A 16,034-nucleotide genomic window follows, 5' to 3' on the forward strand; every position below is an offset into this window, starting at 1 on the left:
GCGCGGGGTCGGGCGGTCCCGGGTGGGGCGGTGACCGCGGGCGGATGGCCGGAGCGCGCCATCGTATGCCCCAACCAGCCGTCTGACCAGGGGTTTCGCGGTATGTATACGGCAATGTCAGTGGGGTGGTGTGCAATGGATCTCGTGCCCGCGCTGGAAGAACCACTAGAACAACCGCTGAAGGCAGTGCTCGGCCCCGCCACCGCGAAGGTGATGGCCGAGCATCTCGGCCTGCACTCCGTCGGCGACCTCCTGCACCACTACCCGCGCAGATACGAGGAGCGGGGGCAGCTGACCCACCTCGCCGACCTGCCCATGGACGAGCACGTCACCGTGGTCGCCCAGGTCGCCGACGCCCGTCTGCACACCTTCGCCTCCGCCAAGGCGCCGCGCGGCAAGGGGCAGCGGCTGGAGGTCACCATCACGGACGGCAGCGGCCGCCTCCAACTGGTCTTCTTCGGCAACGGCGTGCACAAGCCCCACAAGGAACTCCTGCCGGGCACCCGCGCGCTGTTCGCCGGCAAGGTCTCCCTCTTCAACCGCCGCCTCCAACTGGCCCACCCGGCCTATGAGTTGCTGCGCGGAGCCGGCGACGAGTCAGCGGAAACCGTCGAGACCTGGGCGGGCGCCCTGATCCCCCTCTACCCCGCCACCGCCAAACTGGAGTCCTGGAAGATCGGCAAGGCGATCCAGACGGTCCTGCCGAGCGCCCAGGAGGCGATCGACCCCCTCCCGGAGTCACTGCGCGAGGGCCGCGGCCTGGTCCCCCTCCCCGAGGCCCTCCTCAAGATCCACCGCCCGCACACCAAGGCCGACATCGCCGACGCCCACGCCCGTCTGAAGTGGGACGAGGCCTTCGTCCTCCAGGTGGCCCTCGCCCGCCGCCGCCACGCGGACGCCCAACTCCCCGCGGTGCCCCGGAAACCGGCCCCGGACGGCCTCCTCACGGCCTTCGACGACCGCCTCCCCTTCACTCTCACGGAAGGCCAGCGGAAGGTCTCGAAGGAGATCTTCGACGACCTGGCCACGGCCCATCCGATGCACCGGCTGCTGCAGGGCGAGGTGGGCTCGGGAAAGACCCTGGTGGCCCTGCGCGCCATGCTCGCCGTCGTCGACGCGGGCGGACAGGCCGCCATGCTGGCCCCCACCGAGGTACTCGCACAGCAGCACCACCGCTCGATCGTCGAGATGATGGGCGAGCTCGCCGAGGGCGGGATGCTCGGCGGATCCGAGCACGCCACCAAGGTCGTGCTGCTCACCGGGTCGATGGGGACGGCCGCGCGCCGGCAGGCCATGCTGGACCTGGTCACCGGCGAGGCCGGGATCGTGATCGGTACACACGCGCTGATCGAGGACAAGGTGCAGTTCCACGACCTGGGCCTGGTCGTGGTCGATGAACAGCACCGCTTCGGCGTCGAGCAGCGCGACGCCCTGCGCGGCAAGGGAAAGCAGCCGCCCCACCTCCTCGTCATGACGGCCACCCCCATTCCGCGCACGGTCGCGATGACGGTCTTCGGCGATCTGGAGACCTCCGTCCTCGACCAGCTCCCCGCCGGCCGCTCCCCGATCGCCAGCCATGTGGTGCCCGCCGCCGACAAGCCCCACTTCCTCGCCCGCGCCTGGGAACGCGTCCGCGAGGAGGTGGAGAACGGCCACCAGGCGTACGTGGTCTGCCCCCGCATCGGCGACGAGGAGGACGACCCCAGGAAGTCCGCCAAGAAGAAGTCCCCGGAGGACGAGGCCGAGAAGCGCCCGCCGCTGGCCGTGCTCGACGTGGCGGACCAGCTCACGAAGGGCCCGCTGCACGGCCTGCGCGTCGAGGTCCTGCACGGCCGTATGCACCCCGACGACAAGGACGCGGTCATGCGCCGCTTCGCCGCCGGCGAGACCCACGTCCTGGTCGCCACCACGGTCATCGAGGTCGGCGTCAACGTCCCCAACGCCACGGCGATGGTCGTCATGGACGCCGACCGCTTCGGCGTCTCCCAGCTCCACCAGCTGCGCGGCCGGGTCGGCCGCGGCTCGGCACCCGGCCTGTGCCTCCTGGTGTCGGAGATGCCCGAGGCGAGCCCCGCCCGCCAGCGGCTGAACGCGGTGGCCTCGACCCTGGACGGCTTCGAGCTGTCCCGCATCGACCTGGAGCAGCGCCGCGAGGGCGATGTCCTCGGCCAGGCCCAGTCCGGCGCCCGGACCTCCCTGCGCGTCCTCGCCGTGATCGAGGACGAGGAGATCATCGCGCAGGCCAGGCAGGAGGCGACGGCGGTGGTCGAGGCCGACCCGGAGCTGACCGCCCTCCCCGGCCTGCGCACGGCCCTGGAAGCGCTCCTGGACGAGGAGAGGGAGCAGTACCTGGAGAAGGGCTGAGAAACTGGATCCGTAACCGTCCCCCGAACAAGGACCGAAGATGACGCGCGTGATCGCGGGCAGGGCCGGCGGACGCCGCCTGGCCGTCCCGCCGGGCAACGGCACCCGGCCCACCTCGGACCGCGCGCGCGAAGGCCTCTTCTCCACCTGGCAGTCCCTGCTCGGCGGCCCCCTCGCGGGCGAACGCGTCCTGGACCTCTACGCCGGATCGGGCGCGGTCGGCCTCGAAGCCCTCTCCCGGGGCGCGGGCCACACCCTCCTCGTGGAGGCCGACGCCCGCGCCGCCCGCACGATCCGCGAGAACGTCAGGAACCTCGGCCTGCCCGGCGCCGAGGTCCGCGCGGGCAAGGCCGAACAGATCATCGGCGCGGGGGCGCCGGCAGAGCCGTACGACCTCGTCTTCCTGGACCCTCCGTACCGGGTCACGGACCACGATCTTCGCGAGATCCTGCTCACACTCCGCTCGGAACACTGGCTCGCGCCGGAGGCCCTCGTCACCGTGGAGCGCAGCACCAGAGGCGGGGAATTCGCGTGGCCGCCCGGCTTCGACGCGGTCAAGGCCCGTCGCTACGGCGAGGGAACGTTTTGGTACGGTCGCGCCGCCTCTACGTGCGAAGACGCACGATGACCGGACCGGAGAGCGAGGGATCTCAAGTGCGCCGCGCCGTCTGTCCCGGGTCGTTCGACCCGATCACCAACGGACACCTGGACATCATCTCCCGCGCCTCCAGACTGTACGACGAGGTCTACGTCGCGGTGATGATCAACAAGTCCAAGAAGGGCCTGTTCGAGATCGACGAGCGGATCGACCTGATCCGCGAGGTCACCGCCGAGTACGGCAACGTGATCGTCGAGGCCTTCCACGGCCTGCTCGTCGACTACTGCAAGGAGCGCGACATCCCGGCCATCGTCAAGGGCCTGCGCGCGGTCAGCGACTTCGACTACGAACTGCAGATGGCCCAGATGAACAACGGCCTCAGCGGTGTCGAGACCCTCTTCGTGCCGACCAACCCCACCTACAGCTTCCTGTCCTCCTCGCTCGTCAAGGAGGTCGCCACCTGGGGCGGAGACGTCTCCCACCTGGTGCCCCCGCGGGTCCTCGAAGCCCTGAACGAGCGCCTCCGCAAGGGCTGATGGGACTACAGTCGTCCCGTCCGTCTCCAACACAGCTGTAGAGAGTGGCGAGCACAGGTGGACGTGCAGAAGAAGCTCGACGAGATCGTCGCCGCGGTCTCCGGCGCCCGGTCGATGCCCATGTCGGCCTCGGTGATGGTCAACCGCGCCGAACTGCTCGCGATGCTCGACGAGCTGCGCCAGGCCCTGCCCGGCTCCCTCGCGCAGGCCCAGGAACTGATCGGCGACCGTGAGCAGATGGTCGAGCAGGCCCGCCAGGAGGCCGAGCGGATCATCTCCACCGCGCACGCCGAGCGCGGCTCCCTGATCTCCGACACCGAGATCGCGCGCCGCTCCCAGGCCGAGGCCGACCGGATCCTGAACGAGGCCCGCCAGGAGGCCGAGGAGGTCCGCGCGGAGGCCGACGACTACGTCGACTCCAAGCTCGCCAACTTCGAGGTCGTCCTCACCAAGACCCTCGGCTCGGTCGGCCGCGGCCGCGAGAAGCTCCTCGGCACCGGCCCGGGCCTCGACGAGAACGGCTACGAGGACGAGGACGCCCCCGAGCGCAGCCACGACCCCGAGACCCTGCGCAAGGACGCCGACTCCTACGTCGACGCCAAGCTCGGCGCCTTCGAGGCGGTCCTGGCCAAGACCCTGGAGGCCGTCGGCCGCGGCCGCCAGAAGCTGCACGGCCGTATCGCCACCGACGACCTCGGCGCCCTCGGCGACCACACCTCCACCGTCCAGCACTCCAGCGACGCCGACTACCTGGCCGACCTGGCCGCCCTCGCCGAGCAGGACAACCGGGCCGCGGCCCAGGCACCGGCCGAACAGCCGGAGTACGCCCAGCAGCCGGCGTACGGCTACCAGCAGCAGACCGACGCCTACGCCGGCTACCAGCAGCAGCCCGATCCCTACGCCCAGCAGGACCCGTACGGCTACCAGCAGGCCGACCCCTACGCCTACCAGGGCTACGACCAGCAGCAGGCGGCCTACGACCAGCAGCAAGCCCAGCAGGTCCAGCAGTCGCAGCAGCACGAGGCCCAGCAGAACTACGCCCTCGACGAGACCAGCCTCTTCGACACCGGCATGATCACGCCGGAGCAGTTGAGGGCGTACGAGCAGGGCCGCGGCCAGTAGGAACCACCGGATTGGGCCGTGAGCGAAAGGTCCAGTATCCTGGCTCTTCGGTCGCGTGTACGTCCGCGATCAACGCTGCCCGGCAACACCGAAGGGCGGCGTCCCTCTGAGCTCGAAGATCGAAAGCAGGAATGGCTCCCAACGCTCGCCTCGACCACCGCAACCCCCTCGTGTTCGACACACACGAGCTGGGTCGGCGTCCTGGCGCGCTGCAGCGCCTGACCCGCGAGATCGACGCTCCCAAGGATCTGGGCATCCAGGGAGTGATCGGAGTGCCGGAAGGCGCCCCGGTCGTGCTCGAACTCCGGCTCGAGTCGGTCATGGAAGGGGTGCTTGTCACAGGCACCGCCCGTGCACAGGCCGAGGGGGAGTGCGTAAGGTGTCTGGAGCCGCTTGAGCTGGCGCTCGAAGCGGACTTCCAGGAGATGTTCTCGTACCCTGACGCCGACGACCGTGGCCGCGTGAAAGCGGAACCGGCCGACGACGCCGAGGAAGACGAGGACAGGCTCTTCATCGAGGACGGCCTGTTCGACCTCGAACCCGTGCTGCGTGATGCGGTGGTGCTCGCACTGCCGATGCAGCCGGTGTGCCAGGACGACTGTCTGGGCCTGTGCTCCGAGTGCGGAGAGCGGCTCACGGACGACCCGGACCACCACCACGACGCCGTCGACATCCGTTGGGCGGCACTGCAGGGACTCGCCGGTTCACTCGAAGACGGCGAGAAGGACGAGATGAGTGGCGAAGCGCCTCGATCGGCGCCCGCCAACGAGAAGCAGGAGAAGTAGCCGTGGCTGTTCCGAAGCGGAAGATGTCGCGCAGCAACACGCGCCACCGCCGGTCGCAGTGGAAGGCTGCGGTCCCCACCCTGGTTGCGTGCGAGCGCTGCCACGAGCCCAAGCTGCAGCACATCGCGTGCCCCGCTTGCGGCACCTACAACAAGCGCCAGGTCCTCGAGGTCTGAGCGGCTGGTGAGAGGCACTGTGTCCACGCCGAAGAAGAACTCGGGCGACAACCAGGCCTCGTCCCACACGCTGCTTGAAGGGCGGCTCGGGTACAAGCTCGAGTCCGCCCTTCTGGTGCGTGCGCTGACCCACCGTTCCTACGCGTACGAGAACGGCGGTCTGCCGACCAACGAACGGCTGGAGTTCCTCGGGGACTCCGTGCTCGGCCTCGTGGTCACGGACACGCTGTACACCACCCACCCCGACCTGCCCGAAGGCCAACTGGCCAAGTTGCGGGCCGCGGTGGTCAACTCGCGTGCGCTGGCGGAGGTCGGCCGTGGGCTAGACCTGGGTTCCTTCATCCGGCTCGGCCGTGGTGAAGAGGGCACAGGCGGCCGGGACAAGGCATCCATCCTCGCCGACACCCTGGAAGCGGTGATCGGCGCGGTCTATCTCGACCAGGGTCTCGATGCGGCGAGCGAGCTCGTCCACCGGCTTTTCGATCCGTTGATCGAGAAGTCCTCCAACCTCGGTGCCGGCCTGGACTGGAAGACCAGTCTCCAGGAGCTCACCGCGACCGAAGGACTCGGCGTGCCCGAGTATCTGGTCACGGAGACCGGCCCCGACCACGAGAAGACCTTCACTGCTGCCGCCCGCGTCGGAGGCGTCTCGTACGGCACCGGCACCGGCCGCAGCAAGAAGGAGGCGGAGCAGCAGGCCGCGGAGTCCGCCTGGAGGTCCATCAGGGCCGCCGCGGACGAGCGTGCCAAGGCGGCGGCCGACAAGGCAGTCCAAGCCGTCCAAGCCGTCGAAGCCTCCGAGGACGACGACGAAGGCCCGTCGTCCGTCTCCGCCTGACGCCTGGAAGCACCCAGCGCGTCCGAAAGAACAGCGCAGCCGAGCGCCTGCCCCGATGCACCGGGGCGGGCGCTCGGCTCGTGCACCGGTCCGTGACGGGAGCCCCATGCCCGAGTTGCCCGAGGTCGAGGTCGTACGGCGCGGTCTCGAACGGTGGGTCGCCCACCGCACGGTCGCCGAGGTCGAGGTGCTGCACCCGCGCGCGGTCCGGCGTCACCTCGCCGGTGCCGAGGACTTCGCGCACCGCCTCAAGGGCCACCGCGTGGGCACCCCGAGCCGCCGCGGGAAGTACCTGTGGCTGCCGCTGGAGGACACGGACCAGTCGGTCCTGGCCCACCTCGGGATGAGCGGCCAGCTGCTGGTGCAGCCGCACGCGGCGCCCGACGAGAAGCACCTCAGGATCCGGGTCGCGTTCGCCGACGACATCGACACCGAACTCCGCTTCGTCGACCAACGCACCTTCGGCGGGCTGTCGTTGCACGACAACACCCCCGACGGTCTGCCCGACGTGATCGCGCACATCGCGCGCGACCCCCTCGACCCGCTCTTCGACGACGACGCCTTCCACCAGGCGCTGCGCCGCAAGCGCTCCACCATCAAACGGGCCCTGCTGGACCAGTCGTTGATCAGCGGGGTCGGCAACATCTACGCAGACGAGGCCCTTTGGCGCTCCCGCATCCACTACGAGCGCCCCACCGCCGGCTTCACGCGCCCGCGCACGGCCGAACTCCTGGGCCACGTCAGGGACGTGATGAACGCGGCTCTCGCAGTCGGCGGCACCAGCTTCGACAGCCTGTACGTCAACGTCAACGGCGAGTCGGGCTACTTCGACCGGTCCCTCGACGCGTACGGCCGGGAGGGGCTGCCGTGCAAGCGGTGCGGTACGCCGATGCGCCGACGGCCCTGGATGAACCGGTCCAGTTACTTCTGCCCGAGGTGTCAGCGGGCGCCGCGCGTCACGTCGTAGCGCTCGCGGGCGGCCAGGACGTCGTCCATGCGGCCCTCGACGAAGCGGATGAGGTCCAGCAGGCGCTCGGCGAGCTCGTGGCCCAGCGGGGTCAGTTCGTAGTCGACCCGGGGCGGGTTGGTGGGCTGGGCCTCGCGGTGCACCAGGCCGTCGCGCTCCAGGCCCTGGAGCGTCTGGGAGAGCATCTTCTCGCTCACGCCGTCGACCCGGCGGCGCAGCTCGTTGAAGCGCAGCGAGCCCTCGTACAGGGCGCCGAGGGTGAGTGCGCCCCAGCGGCCCGTCACGTGCTCCAGGGTGCCGCGCGAGGGGCAGGCCTTGGCGAACACGTCGTACGGGAGGTCCCGCGCCTCCGAGGGCTGCTGCATGGTGTCCATGTCACGAGCGTACTGGAAGACAGCACTAACCGACAGATCGCACTAACCAATAGTTAGTGCGATCCGCGGCGAGTCCCGGCAGGGTTCCTAGTAGCCGAAGTCCTGGGTCCACCAGGGGCCGCCCGCGCCGAACTGCACCCCGACGCCCAGCGTCTTGAAGTCGCAGTTCAGGATGTTGGCCTTGTGGCCGGGGCTGTTCATCCAGGCCTCCATCACCGAGGCCGCGTCGGCCTGGCCCCGGGCGATGTTCTCGCCGCCGAGGCTGGTGATCCCGGCCTTCGCGGCGCGGTCCCACGGGGTGGCGCCGCTCGGGTCGGTGTGGTCGAAGAAGCCCTGGTCGGCCATGGCCTTGCTGAAGGCCTCGGCGAGCCCGGTCAGCGAGCTGTTGGCGGCGACGGGGCTGCAGCCCACCTTGGCCCGCTCGACGTTGACGAGCCGGAGCACCTCGGCCTCGGCGGCGGCCTCCGTGGAGACCTCCACCGGCGCGGTGGTCTCCTTCTTCGCCGGCTCCCGCTCCTTCTGCGAAGGAGTGGTCTCCGGCTTCTTGCTCGGCGTGGCCGCCGGCTTCTTCGTCGGCTCCTCGGTCGGCTTCTCGCTCGGTGCGGCCGTCGAGGTGGAGGGGGCCGGGGCGGGCGAGGAGGCGCGATCGGCGTCCCGGCTCGTCGACGAGCCGTCCTCGCGGCTGTCGGCGCTGCCGGAGGTACCGCCCTGCTCGGCGGGGGAGTTGGTCGGCGAGCCGGCCGCCTGGACGTCACCGCCGGTCGTGCTGCCGCCGCCGAGCTTGTAGTTGTCCAGGCCGGGCACCACACCCGTGGCGACCGCGACCGTGCCGATCGCGACGGCGGCAGAGACCCCGAGCAGACCGGTCTTGACCGGCGTCACGAGGTTCTTCTTGCGGCGGCGGTGCGAGCCGCTGCGGCGCGCACCACCGGCGGGCGTGTAGCTCTCGCCGCGGTACAGCGCGTACTCCTCCTCCGACGCGAACAGGTAGGCGTCACTGCGCGCGTAGGGGTCGGCGTCCTGGTGGCCCGGGTGGACCGTGGTCGCCGCCGAGGTGAAGTCGTACGAGTCCTGCGGGTCGTATCCGCTCCCGAAGGAGCCCTGCGTCTGTGTGAACCCCGTGGCGCGGCCCGTGGCGGCGCGGCCGGCGGCGGAGCGTCGGTGGCGTCCCATGTCCTTGCCTTCCTCGTCTGTTCTTGAGGTCGACGCGTCCCTCCGGTCAACCAAAGTCACAAAACCCACACGATCGAGTGAGTTTCGTATGAGATTCATTGGCAGCGGACAGTACCGCATGGCGCCGGATGAAGGAGTGCCCGGAGAGACATTGGCCGGTTAGGTTGCACCCATGAGCGAGGATGTACGACTGGTCGCCTGGGTGCGCGGACGCGTCCAAGGTGTGGGTTTCCGCTGGTTCACGCGTGCCAAGGCCCTGGAGATCGGCGGCCTGAGTGGTTTTGCTCTCAATCTGGACGACGGACGCGTCCAGGTGGTCGCGGAGGGGGCACCGAAGGGCTGCCGCGAACTCCTCGACTGGCTCCTCGGTGACGACACGCCCGGACGCGTCGACGGCGTCACCGAGATCTGGGACACACCTCGCGGGGGTTACGACGGCTTCGCCATCCGATGAGCCGTTCCCGCGAAACGGCTCCCAGGGAGCTGCGGGACATGCCACGGGCACCTGCCGGAAGCAGAAAGGCCCAGGTGGTTGCCAAGAAGGCCACGCCGTGGCAGGCTCCCGGGCTAACAATGATCGTCACGCCCCCGGGGGCCCGAGGGAGCCGCTGCGCCGCCGTTCTCAGGCCGCGCCGGCGCGGGTTGCCACCAATACGGGGCGTGATCGTGTTGACCGTCAAACTTTTTGGTGAGACGCTGAAAGCACCCCGCGCACCTTAGCTGTTTGGCATGGAAGAACGGCAGCACAAACTCAAAAGTGTCAAGCACCGCGGGTGCGAATCCCTCACGACCCACACCGCATCGGTCGGTCACTCAGTGTGGAGGACCATCCATCATGGCAAAGGCGCTTCTCGGTTACGTCGGCGGCTCGGACCCTCGACTCCTCGCCGAGATGCGACGGCTCCAGCAGCGCGTCCAGGACCTGGAATCCGAGCTCGTACGGATCCAGGCGGAGAACGACGCGCTCGCGGCTGCCGCTTCTCACGACAGGATCATGGAGAGCATCGACGCACACCAGGCGGAGCCTGCGCTCACCTGATCACTGCATCGCTCCACGACAGCTCACGCAGTGGTCCGGGCGGCCCGTACCAACCGTCAACCCGTATCAGCCGCTAAGTTGTCAGAGTTTGCAAGGGACGCTTCGGCGTCCCTTCTTTCTTGCCCCCGTGCACCCTTTCACTCTCTTAACGTTTGGTGTGCCCTCCACGTTCAACGGTGAAACCGCGGGCAACAGCGCGTTCATGGAGTGAGACACCCCCGGAAGGTAGAGTCCAGCGGCGTGCACCTCAAGGCCCTGACCCTCCGAGGGTTCAAGTCGTTCGCCTCGGCGACCACGCTCCGGTTCGAGCCGGGAATCACGTGCGTGGTCGGCCCGAACGGCTCGGGCAAGTCCAATGTCGTGGACGCGCTCAGCTGGGTCATGGGCGAGCAGGGCGCCAAGTCGTTGCGCGGCGGCAAGATGGAGGACGTCATCTTCGCCGGCACCACCGGCCGCCCGCCGCTGGGCCGCGCCGAGGTGTCCCTGACCATCGACAACTCCGACGGGGCCCTGCCCATCGAGTACGCCGAGGTCACCATCACGCGGATCATGTTCCGCAACGGCGGCAGCGAGTACCAGATCAACGGCGACACCTGCCGTCTGCTGGACATCCAGGAACTCCTGTCCGACTCCGGCATCGGCCGCGAGATGCACGTGATCGTCGGCCAGGGCCAGCTCGACTCCGTCCTGCACGCGGACCCGACCGGCCGCCGCGCCTTCATCGAGGAGGCGGCCGGCGTCCTCAAGCACCGCAAGCGCAAGGAGAAGGCGCTGCGCAAGCTGGACGCGATGCAGGCCAACCTCGCGCGCGTGCAGGACCTCACCGACGAACTCCGGCGCCAGCTCAAGCCGCTCGGCCGGCAGGCCGCGGTCGCCCGGCGGGCCGCCGTCATCCAGGCCGACCTGCGGGACGCCCGCCTGAGGCTGCTCGCCGACGATCTCGTACGACTGCGGCAGGCGCTGCAGGCCGAGGTCGCGGACGAGGCCGCGCTCAAGGAGCGCAAGGAGGCAGCCGAGCAGGAACTGAAGAAGGCCCTCCAGCGTGAGGGCCTTCTGGAGGACGAGGTTCGGCAGCTCACGCCCCGGCTGCAGCGCGCCCAGCAGACCTGGTACGAGCTCTCCCAGCTCGCCGAGCGGGTGCGCGGCACGATCTCGCTGGCCGACGCGCGCGTGAAGAGCGCGACCTCGGCGCCGCCCGAGGAGCGGCGAGGCCGGGACCCCGAGGACATGGAGCGTGAGGCGGCCCGGATCCGCGAGCAGGAGGCCGAGCTGGAGGCGGCCCTGGAGGCGGCCGAGCGTGCGCTGGAGGACACCGTCGCCCACCGCGCCGAACTGGAGCGCGAGCTCGCCCAGGAGGAACGGCGGCTGAAGGACGTGGCCCGGGCCATCGCGGACCGGCGTGAGGGCCTCGCCCGTCTCAGCGGCCAGGTCAACGCGGCCCGTTCCCGCGCCGCCTCCGCCCAGGCCGAGATCGACCGGCTCGCGGCCGCGCGGGACGAGGCCCAGGAGCGGGCGTTCGCCGCGCAGGAGGAGTACGAGGCGCTCAAGGCCGAGGTGGACGGGCTCGACGCGGGCGACGCGGAGCTGGCGGAGCAGCACGAGGCCGCCAGACGCGAGCTGGCCGAGGCGGAGACCGCTCTGACCGCCGCCCGCGAGGCGGTCACGGCGGCCGAACGCAGGCGCGCGGCGACGCAGGCCCGCCATGAGGCGCTGGCGATGGGGCTGCGGAGGAAGGACGGGACGGGGGCGCTGCTGGGCGCCAAGGACCGTCTCACCGGCTTGCTGGGTCCGGCGGCCGAGCTCCTGACGGTGACACCGGGCCACGAGGCAGCCCTGGCGGCGGCGTTCGGAGCAGCGGCGGACGCCTTGGCCGTGACCTCCCCGTCGGCAGCGGCAGAAGCGATCCGCCTGCTGAGGAAGCAGGACGCGGGCCGTGCGTCACTCCTCTTGGCAGGGGCTCCCGAAGACCTGCCCGGGGGCGCGGGGAACTGCGCGACCAGCCACGACGGACCCGCGGACGCCACCCATCAACACGCGGCAGACCTGGTCCGCGCTCCCCAGGACCTCCTCCCCGCGGTGAGGCGCCTCCTCCACGGCATCGTCGTCGTCGGCACCCTCGAGGACGCCGAAGACCTCGTCTACGCCCACCCGCATCTCACCGCCGTCACCGCCGAAGGCGACCTCCTGGGCGCCCACTTCGCGCACGGCGGCTCCGCCGGCGCCCCCAGCCTCCTCGAAGTACAGGCCTCCGTGGACGAGGCGGCGGCCGAACTCGACGAGCTGGCGATCCGCTGCGAGGAACTCACCGAGGCCCAGCACACAGCCGTGGAGCACCGCAGGGTGGCGGCCGCCCGGGTCGAGGAGCTCGGCGAGCGCCGCCGCGCCGCGGACCGCGAGAAGTCCGCCGTGGCCCAGCAGCTCGGCAGGCTCTCCGGCCAGGCGCGCGGTGCCGCGGGCGAGGCGGAGCGCTCCACGGCGGCGGCCGCCCGCGCGCAGGACGCGCTGGAGAAGGCTCTCGAAGACGTCGAGGAACTCGCCGAACGCCTTGCCGTCGCCGAGGAGATGCCGGTCGAGGAGGAGCCCGACACGTCGGTACGGGACCGTCTCGCCGCCGACGGCGCCAACGCCCGCCAGACCGAGATGGAGGCCCGCCTCCAGGTCCGTACGCACGAGGAGCGGGTCAAGGGACTCTCCGGCCGTGCCGACTCCCTGGACCGTGCCGCCCGCGCGGAACGGGAGGCACGCGCGCGTGCCGAACAGCGGCGGGCCCGGCTGCGGCACGAGGCCGCCGTGGCGGAGGCGGTGGCCCTCGGCGCGCGCCAGCTGCTCGCACACGTCGAGGTGTCCCTCGCGCGCGCGGACGCGGAGCGGACGGCCGCCGAGGCCGCCAAGGCGCTGCGGGAACAGGAGCTGACCGCCGCCCGGAACACCGGCCGCGATCTCAAGGCGGAACTCGACAAGCTGACCGACTCCGTGCACCGGGGCGAGGTGCTCGGCGCCGAGAAGCGGATGCGGATCGAGCAGCTGGAGACCAAGGCGCTGGAGGAACTGGGCGTCGAACCGGCCGGTCTCGTCGAGGAGTACGGCCCCCACCAGCTCGTACCGCCCTCCCTGCCGGCCGAGGGGGAGGAGCTGCCCGAGGACCCGGAGCATCCGCGCAACCAGCCGAAGCAGTTCCACCGGGCCGAGCAGGAGAAGCGGCTCAGGGCGGCCGAGCGGGCGTACCAGCAGCTCGGCAAGGTGAATCCGCTCGCGCTGGAGGAGTTCGCGGCGCTGGAGGAGCGGCACAAGTTCCTCAGTGAGCAGCTGGAGGACCTGAGGAAGACCCGCGCCGATCTGCTGCAGGTGGTGAAGGAGGTCGACGAGCGCGTCGAGCAGGTCTTCACCGAGGCCTACCGGGACACCGCCCGTGAGTTCGAGGGCGTCTTCAGCCGGCTCTTCCCGGGCGGCGAGGGGCGGCTGATCCTGACCGACCCCGACAACATGCTCACCACGGGCGTGGACGTCGAGGCGCGGCCGCCGGGCAAGAAGGTCAAGCGGCTCAGCCTGCTCTCCGGTGGCGAGCGTTCCCTCACGGCCGTAGCGTTGCTCGTGTCGATCTTCAAGGCGCGGCCCAGCCCGTTCTACGTCATGGACGAGGTAGAGGCCGCCCTCGACGACACCAACCTCCAACGGCTGATCCGCATCATGCAGGAGCTGCAGGAAGCCTCGCAGCTCATCGTGATCACGCACCAGAAGCGGACGATGGAAGTCGCCGACGCGCTGTACGGCGTCTCCATGCAGGGCGACGGCGTCTCGAAGGTGATCAGCCAGCGGCTGCGCTAGTCCTCCCGGCTACCCCGTTTCCATCTCTTCATTCCTTGAACTCAACATCCTCACCAGTGCCTGTTTTCTCACACAGCCCCCGCTGTTGATTTCGGAACTTGAAGGCATAGGGTCTGCATCGTTGTTCTTGCCTTCAGGCAGCGTTGCCGATGGCCTTAGGAGTTGAACGTGACCAACACAGCGCAGGCGCAGAAGTCAGGAGCCGGCACGGCTCATCCCGATCATCTCGGGCATGTCATCTTCATCGCGGCGGCGGCCGCGATGGGTGGATTCCTGTTCGGTTACGACAGCTCCGTGATCAACGGCGCGGTCGAGGCCATCCGGGGCCGCTACGACATCGGCTCCGCGGCCCTGGCGCAGGTCATCGCCATCGCCCTGATCGGCTGCGCCATCGGTGCGGCGACCGCCGGACGCATCGCGGACCGCATCGGCCGTATCCGCTGCATGCAGATCTCAGCCGTCCTCTTCACCGTCAGCGCCATCGGTTCGGCGCTGCCCTTCGCGCTGTACGACCTGGCGTTCTGGCGGATCGTCGGCGGCTTCGCCATCGGCATGGCCTCGGTCATCGGCCCGGCCTACATCGCCGAGGTCGCCCCGCCCGCCTACCGCGGCCGGCTCGGCTCCTTCCAGCAGGCCGCGATCGTCATCGGCATCGCCATCTCGCAGCTGGTCAACTGGGGTCTGCTGAACGCGGCGGGCGGCGACCAGCGCGGTGAGCTGATGGGCCTGGAGGCCTGGCAGGTCATGCTCGGTGTCATGGTGATCCCGGCCGTCCTGTACGGCCTGCTCTCCTTCGCCATCCCGGAGTCCCCCCGGTTCCTGATCTCCGTCGGCAAGCACCAGCGGGCCCGGGAGATCCTCGCGGAGGTCGAGGGCGACAAGATCGACCTGGACGCCCGCGTCGCCGAGATCGAGCACGGTATGAAGAGCGAGCACAAGTCGACCTTCAAGGACCTGCTCGGCGGCTCCTTCTTCTTCAAGCCGATCGTCTGGGTCGGCATCGGCCTGTCGGTCTTCCAGCAGTTCGTCGGCATCAACGTAGCGTTCTACTACTCCTCGACGCTGTGGCAGTCGGTCGGCGTCGACCCGACGGACTCGTTCTTCTACTCCTTCACGACGTCGATCATCAACATCGTCGGCACCGTGATCGCCATGATCTTCGTGGACCGCGTCGGCCGCCGCCCCCTCGCCCTGATCGGCTCGGTCGGCATGGTGATCGGTCTCGCGCTGGAGGCCTGGGCGTTCTCCTTCGACCTGGTCGACGGCAAGCTGCCGGCCGCGCAGGGCTGGACCGCCCTCATCGCCGCCCACGTGTTCGTGCTCTTCTTCGCCCTGTCCTGGGGTGTGGTCGTCTGGGTCTTCCTCGGCGAGATGTTCCCGAACCGGATCCGCGCCGCCGCCCTCGGTGTGGCCGCGTCCGCGCAGTGGATCGCCAACTGGGCCATCACCGCGAGCTTCCCGTCGCTGGCCGACTGGAACCTCTCCGCGACCTACGTGATCTACACGGTCTTCGCCGCGCTCTCCATCCCGTTCGTCCTCAGGTACGTCAAGGAGACGAAGGGCAAGAGGCTGGAGGAGATGGGCTGACGGCCCGCCCACGAGCCCGGGGGGAGGGGCCAACACCCCGCTGCCTCTCTTCCCGAACCGTCCGCCGCTCCTGTCAGGCAACCGCCCGGCAGGAGCGGCGGTGCCGTGTGCACGGGGTACGGATCCCGAGCAGTGGGCCCCGCACCGGCGTACGCCACGACGCGGAGTCGCGGCTCAGCCGCCCAGTGCCGGGATCACCTGTTCCGCGAACAGCCGCAGGCTCCGCCAGCCCTCCTCCACCGGCATTCCGCCCGCCAGCGGATGCAGGACGAGGTTGTCGAGGCCCTGCTCCACGCACTCCTCGGGGGTGAGGATCCGGTACACGCCCTCCGCGCGCAGCTCGTCCACGTTCGTGGCCGTCGAGCGGACCGCCGAACGGATGTCACCGGACTGCCAGGAGGCGTAGGTACGGGCCTCGTGCAGGAAGTGCTCCCCGTGCCGCGCCCACACCTCGTCCGGGTTCTCGGCGATGTGCAGCAACGGCGTCTCGGAGGTCGGCATCATGGTCCAGCCCTCGGTGCCGTACTCGACGAGCCGCTCCTTGTAGTACGCCTCCAGCTCCGGCAGGTGCGCGCTGGGGAAGAAGGGGAGGCCCAGGCGGGCGGCCCGGCGGGCGGCGGCCTGGGAGGAGCCGCCGACCAGGAGGAGGG

General features: G+C 70.0%; 14 protein-coding genes and 1 pseudogene. 12 read left to right on the plus strand and 3 right to left on the minus strand.

The features are described 5' to 3' along the window. Positions 1-135 precede the first annotated feature (135 nt). The 8 genes from recG (at position 136) to mutM (ending at position 7,386) form a co-directional block, all read left to right on the plus strand. Positions 136-2,364 carry an ATP-dependent DNA helicase RecG gene (gene recG, locus EHS43_RS18695; RefSeq protein WP_125191913.1) on the plus strand — a complete coding sequence of 743 codons (2,229 nt, stop codon included), beginning with the start codon at positions 136-138 and terminating at the stop codon, positions 2,362-2,364. 40 nt (positions 2,365-2,404) lie between these two features. After that, positions 2,405-2,992 (plus strand): 16S rRNA (guanine(966)-N(2))-methyltransferase RsmD, encoded by a 588-nt coding sequence (rsmD, locus tag EHS43_RS18700; RefSeq protein ID WP_125191914.1) that lies wholly within the window; start codon positions 2,405-2,407, stop codon positions 2,990-2,992. A gap of 26 nt (positions 2,993-3,018) precedes the next feature. Beyond that, positions 3,019-3,498, plus strand: a complete 480-nt coding sequence (gene coaD, locus EHS43_RS18705) for a pantetheine-phosphate adenylyltransferase (RefSeq protein ID WP_020138732.1) — start codon at positions 3,019-3,021, stop codon at positions 3,496-3,498. Positions 3,499-3,555: 57 nt separating this feature from the next. Continuing rightward, the gene (locus EHS43_RS18710) at positions 3,556-4,620 is read left to right on the plus strand and encodes an ATP synthase F0 subunit B (RefSeq protein WP_125191915.1); all 1,065 of its coding nucleotides are present in this window, start codon (positions 3,556-3,558) and stop codon (positions 4,618-4,620) included. 131 nt (positions 4,621-4,751) lie between these two features. Next, entirely contained in the window at positions 4,752-5,405 is a 654-nt protein-coding gene (locus tag EHS43_RS18715) for a DUF177 domain-containing protein (RefSeq protein ID WP_007384942.1), read from the plus strand. Between the two features lie 2 nt (positions 5,406-5,407). Continuing rightward, positions 5,408-5,581 carry a 50S ribosomal protein L32 gene (gene rpmF / locus EHS43_RS18720; RefSeq protein WP_006139588.1) on the plus strand — a complete coding sequence of 58 codons (174 nt, stop codon included), beginning with the start codon at positions 5,408-5,410 and terminating at the stop codon, positions 5,579-5,581. Positions 5,582-5,600: 19 nt separating this feature from the next. After that, a complete protein-coding gene (gene rnc / locus EHS43_RS18725; protein WP_125191923.1) occupies positions 5,601-6,419 on the plus strand; it encodes a ribonuclease III in 819 nt (272 codons plus the stop codon). A 106-nt stretch (positions 6,420-6,525) separates the two neighbouring features. Further along, positions 6,526-7,386, plus strand: a complete 861-nt coding sequence (mutM, locus tag EHS43_RS18730) for a bifunctional DNA-formamidopyrimidine glycosylase/DNA-(apurinic or apyrimidinic site) lyase (protein WP_125191916.1) — start codon at positions 6,526-6,528, stop codon at positions 7,384-7,386. Here the strand turns inward: mutM and EHS43_RS18735 are convergent. Then, positions 7,359-7,760, minus strand: coding sequence for a helix-turn-helix domain-containing protein (locus EHS43_RS18735; protein WP_125191917.1), 402 nt, complete (start codon positions 7,758-7,760; stop codon positions 7,359-7,361). The genes mutM and EHS43_RS18735 overlap by 28 nt on opposite strands. Positions 7,761-7,847: 87 nt before the next feature. Beyond that, the gene (locus EHS43_RS18740; protein ID WP_125191918.1) at positions 7,848-8,933 is read right to left on the minus strand and encodes a CAP domain-containing protein; all 1,086 of its coding nucleotides are present in this window, start codon (positions 8,931-8,933) and stop codon (positions 7,848-7,850) included. Between the two features lie 172 nt (positions 8,934-9,105). Here EHS43_RS18740 and EHS43_RS18745 point away from each other — a divergent pair, with 172 nt between their 5' ends. The 4 genes from EHS43_RS18745 to EHS43_RS18770 all read left to right on the plus strand — a co-directional run bounded on the left by EHS43_RS18745 (position 9,106) and on the right by EHS43_RS18770 (position 15,384). After that, a complete protein-coding gene (locus EHS43_RS18745; protein ID WP_125191919.1) occupies positions 9,106-9,387 on the plus strand; it encodes an acylphosphatase in 282 nt (93 codons plus the stop codon). Positions 9,388-9,768: 381 nt separating this feature from the next. Then, positions 9,769-9,972 (plus strand): hypothetical protein, encoded by a 204-nt coding sequence (locus EHS43_RS18755; protein ID WP_016432419.1) that lies wholly within the window; start codon positions 9,769-9,771, stop codon positions 9,970-9,972. Between the two features lie 240 nt (positions 9,973-10,212). Continuing rightward, positions 10,213-13,797 (plus strand): chromosome segregation protein SMC, encoded by a 3,585-nt coding sequence (gene smc, locus EHS43_RS18765; RefSeq protein WP_125191921.1) that lies wholly within the window; start codon positions 10,213-10,215, stop codon positions 13,795-13,797. Between the two features lie 168 nt (positions 13,798-13,965). Next, positions 13,966-15,384, plus strand: a complete 1,419-nt coding sequence (locus EHS43_RS18770) for a sugar porter family MFS transporter (protein ID WP_125191922.1) — start codon at positions 13,966-13,968, stop codon at positions 15,382-15,384. A 174-nt stretch (positions 15,385-15,558) separates the two neighbouring features. On the opposite strand, the pseudogene EHS43_RS18775 reads toward EHS43_RS18770, so the two are convergent. Further along, a pseudogene (locus EHS43_RS18775) lies at positions 15,559-16,034 on the minus strand (LLM class flavin-dependent oxidoreductase); the annotation flags it as partial.

It is taken from the genome of Streptomyces sp. RP5T (genome assembly GCF_003933965.1).
GTDB lineage: Bacteria > Actinomycetota > Actinomycetes > Streptomycetales > Streptomycetaceae > Streptomyces.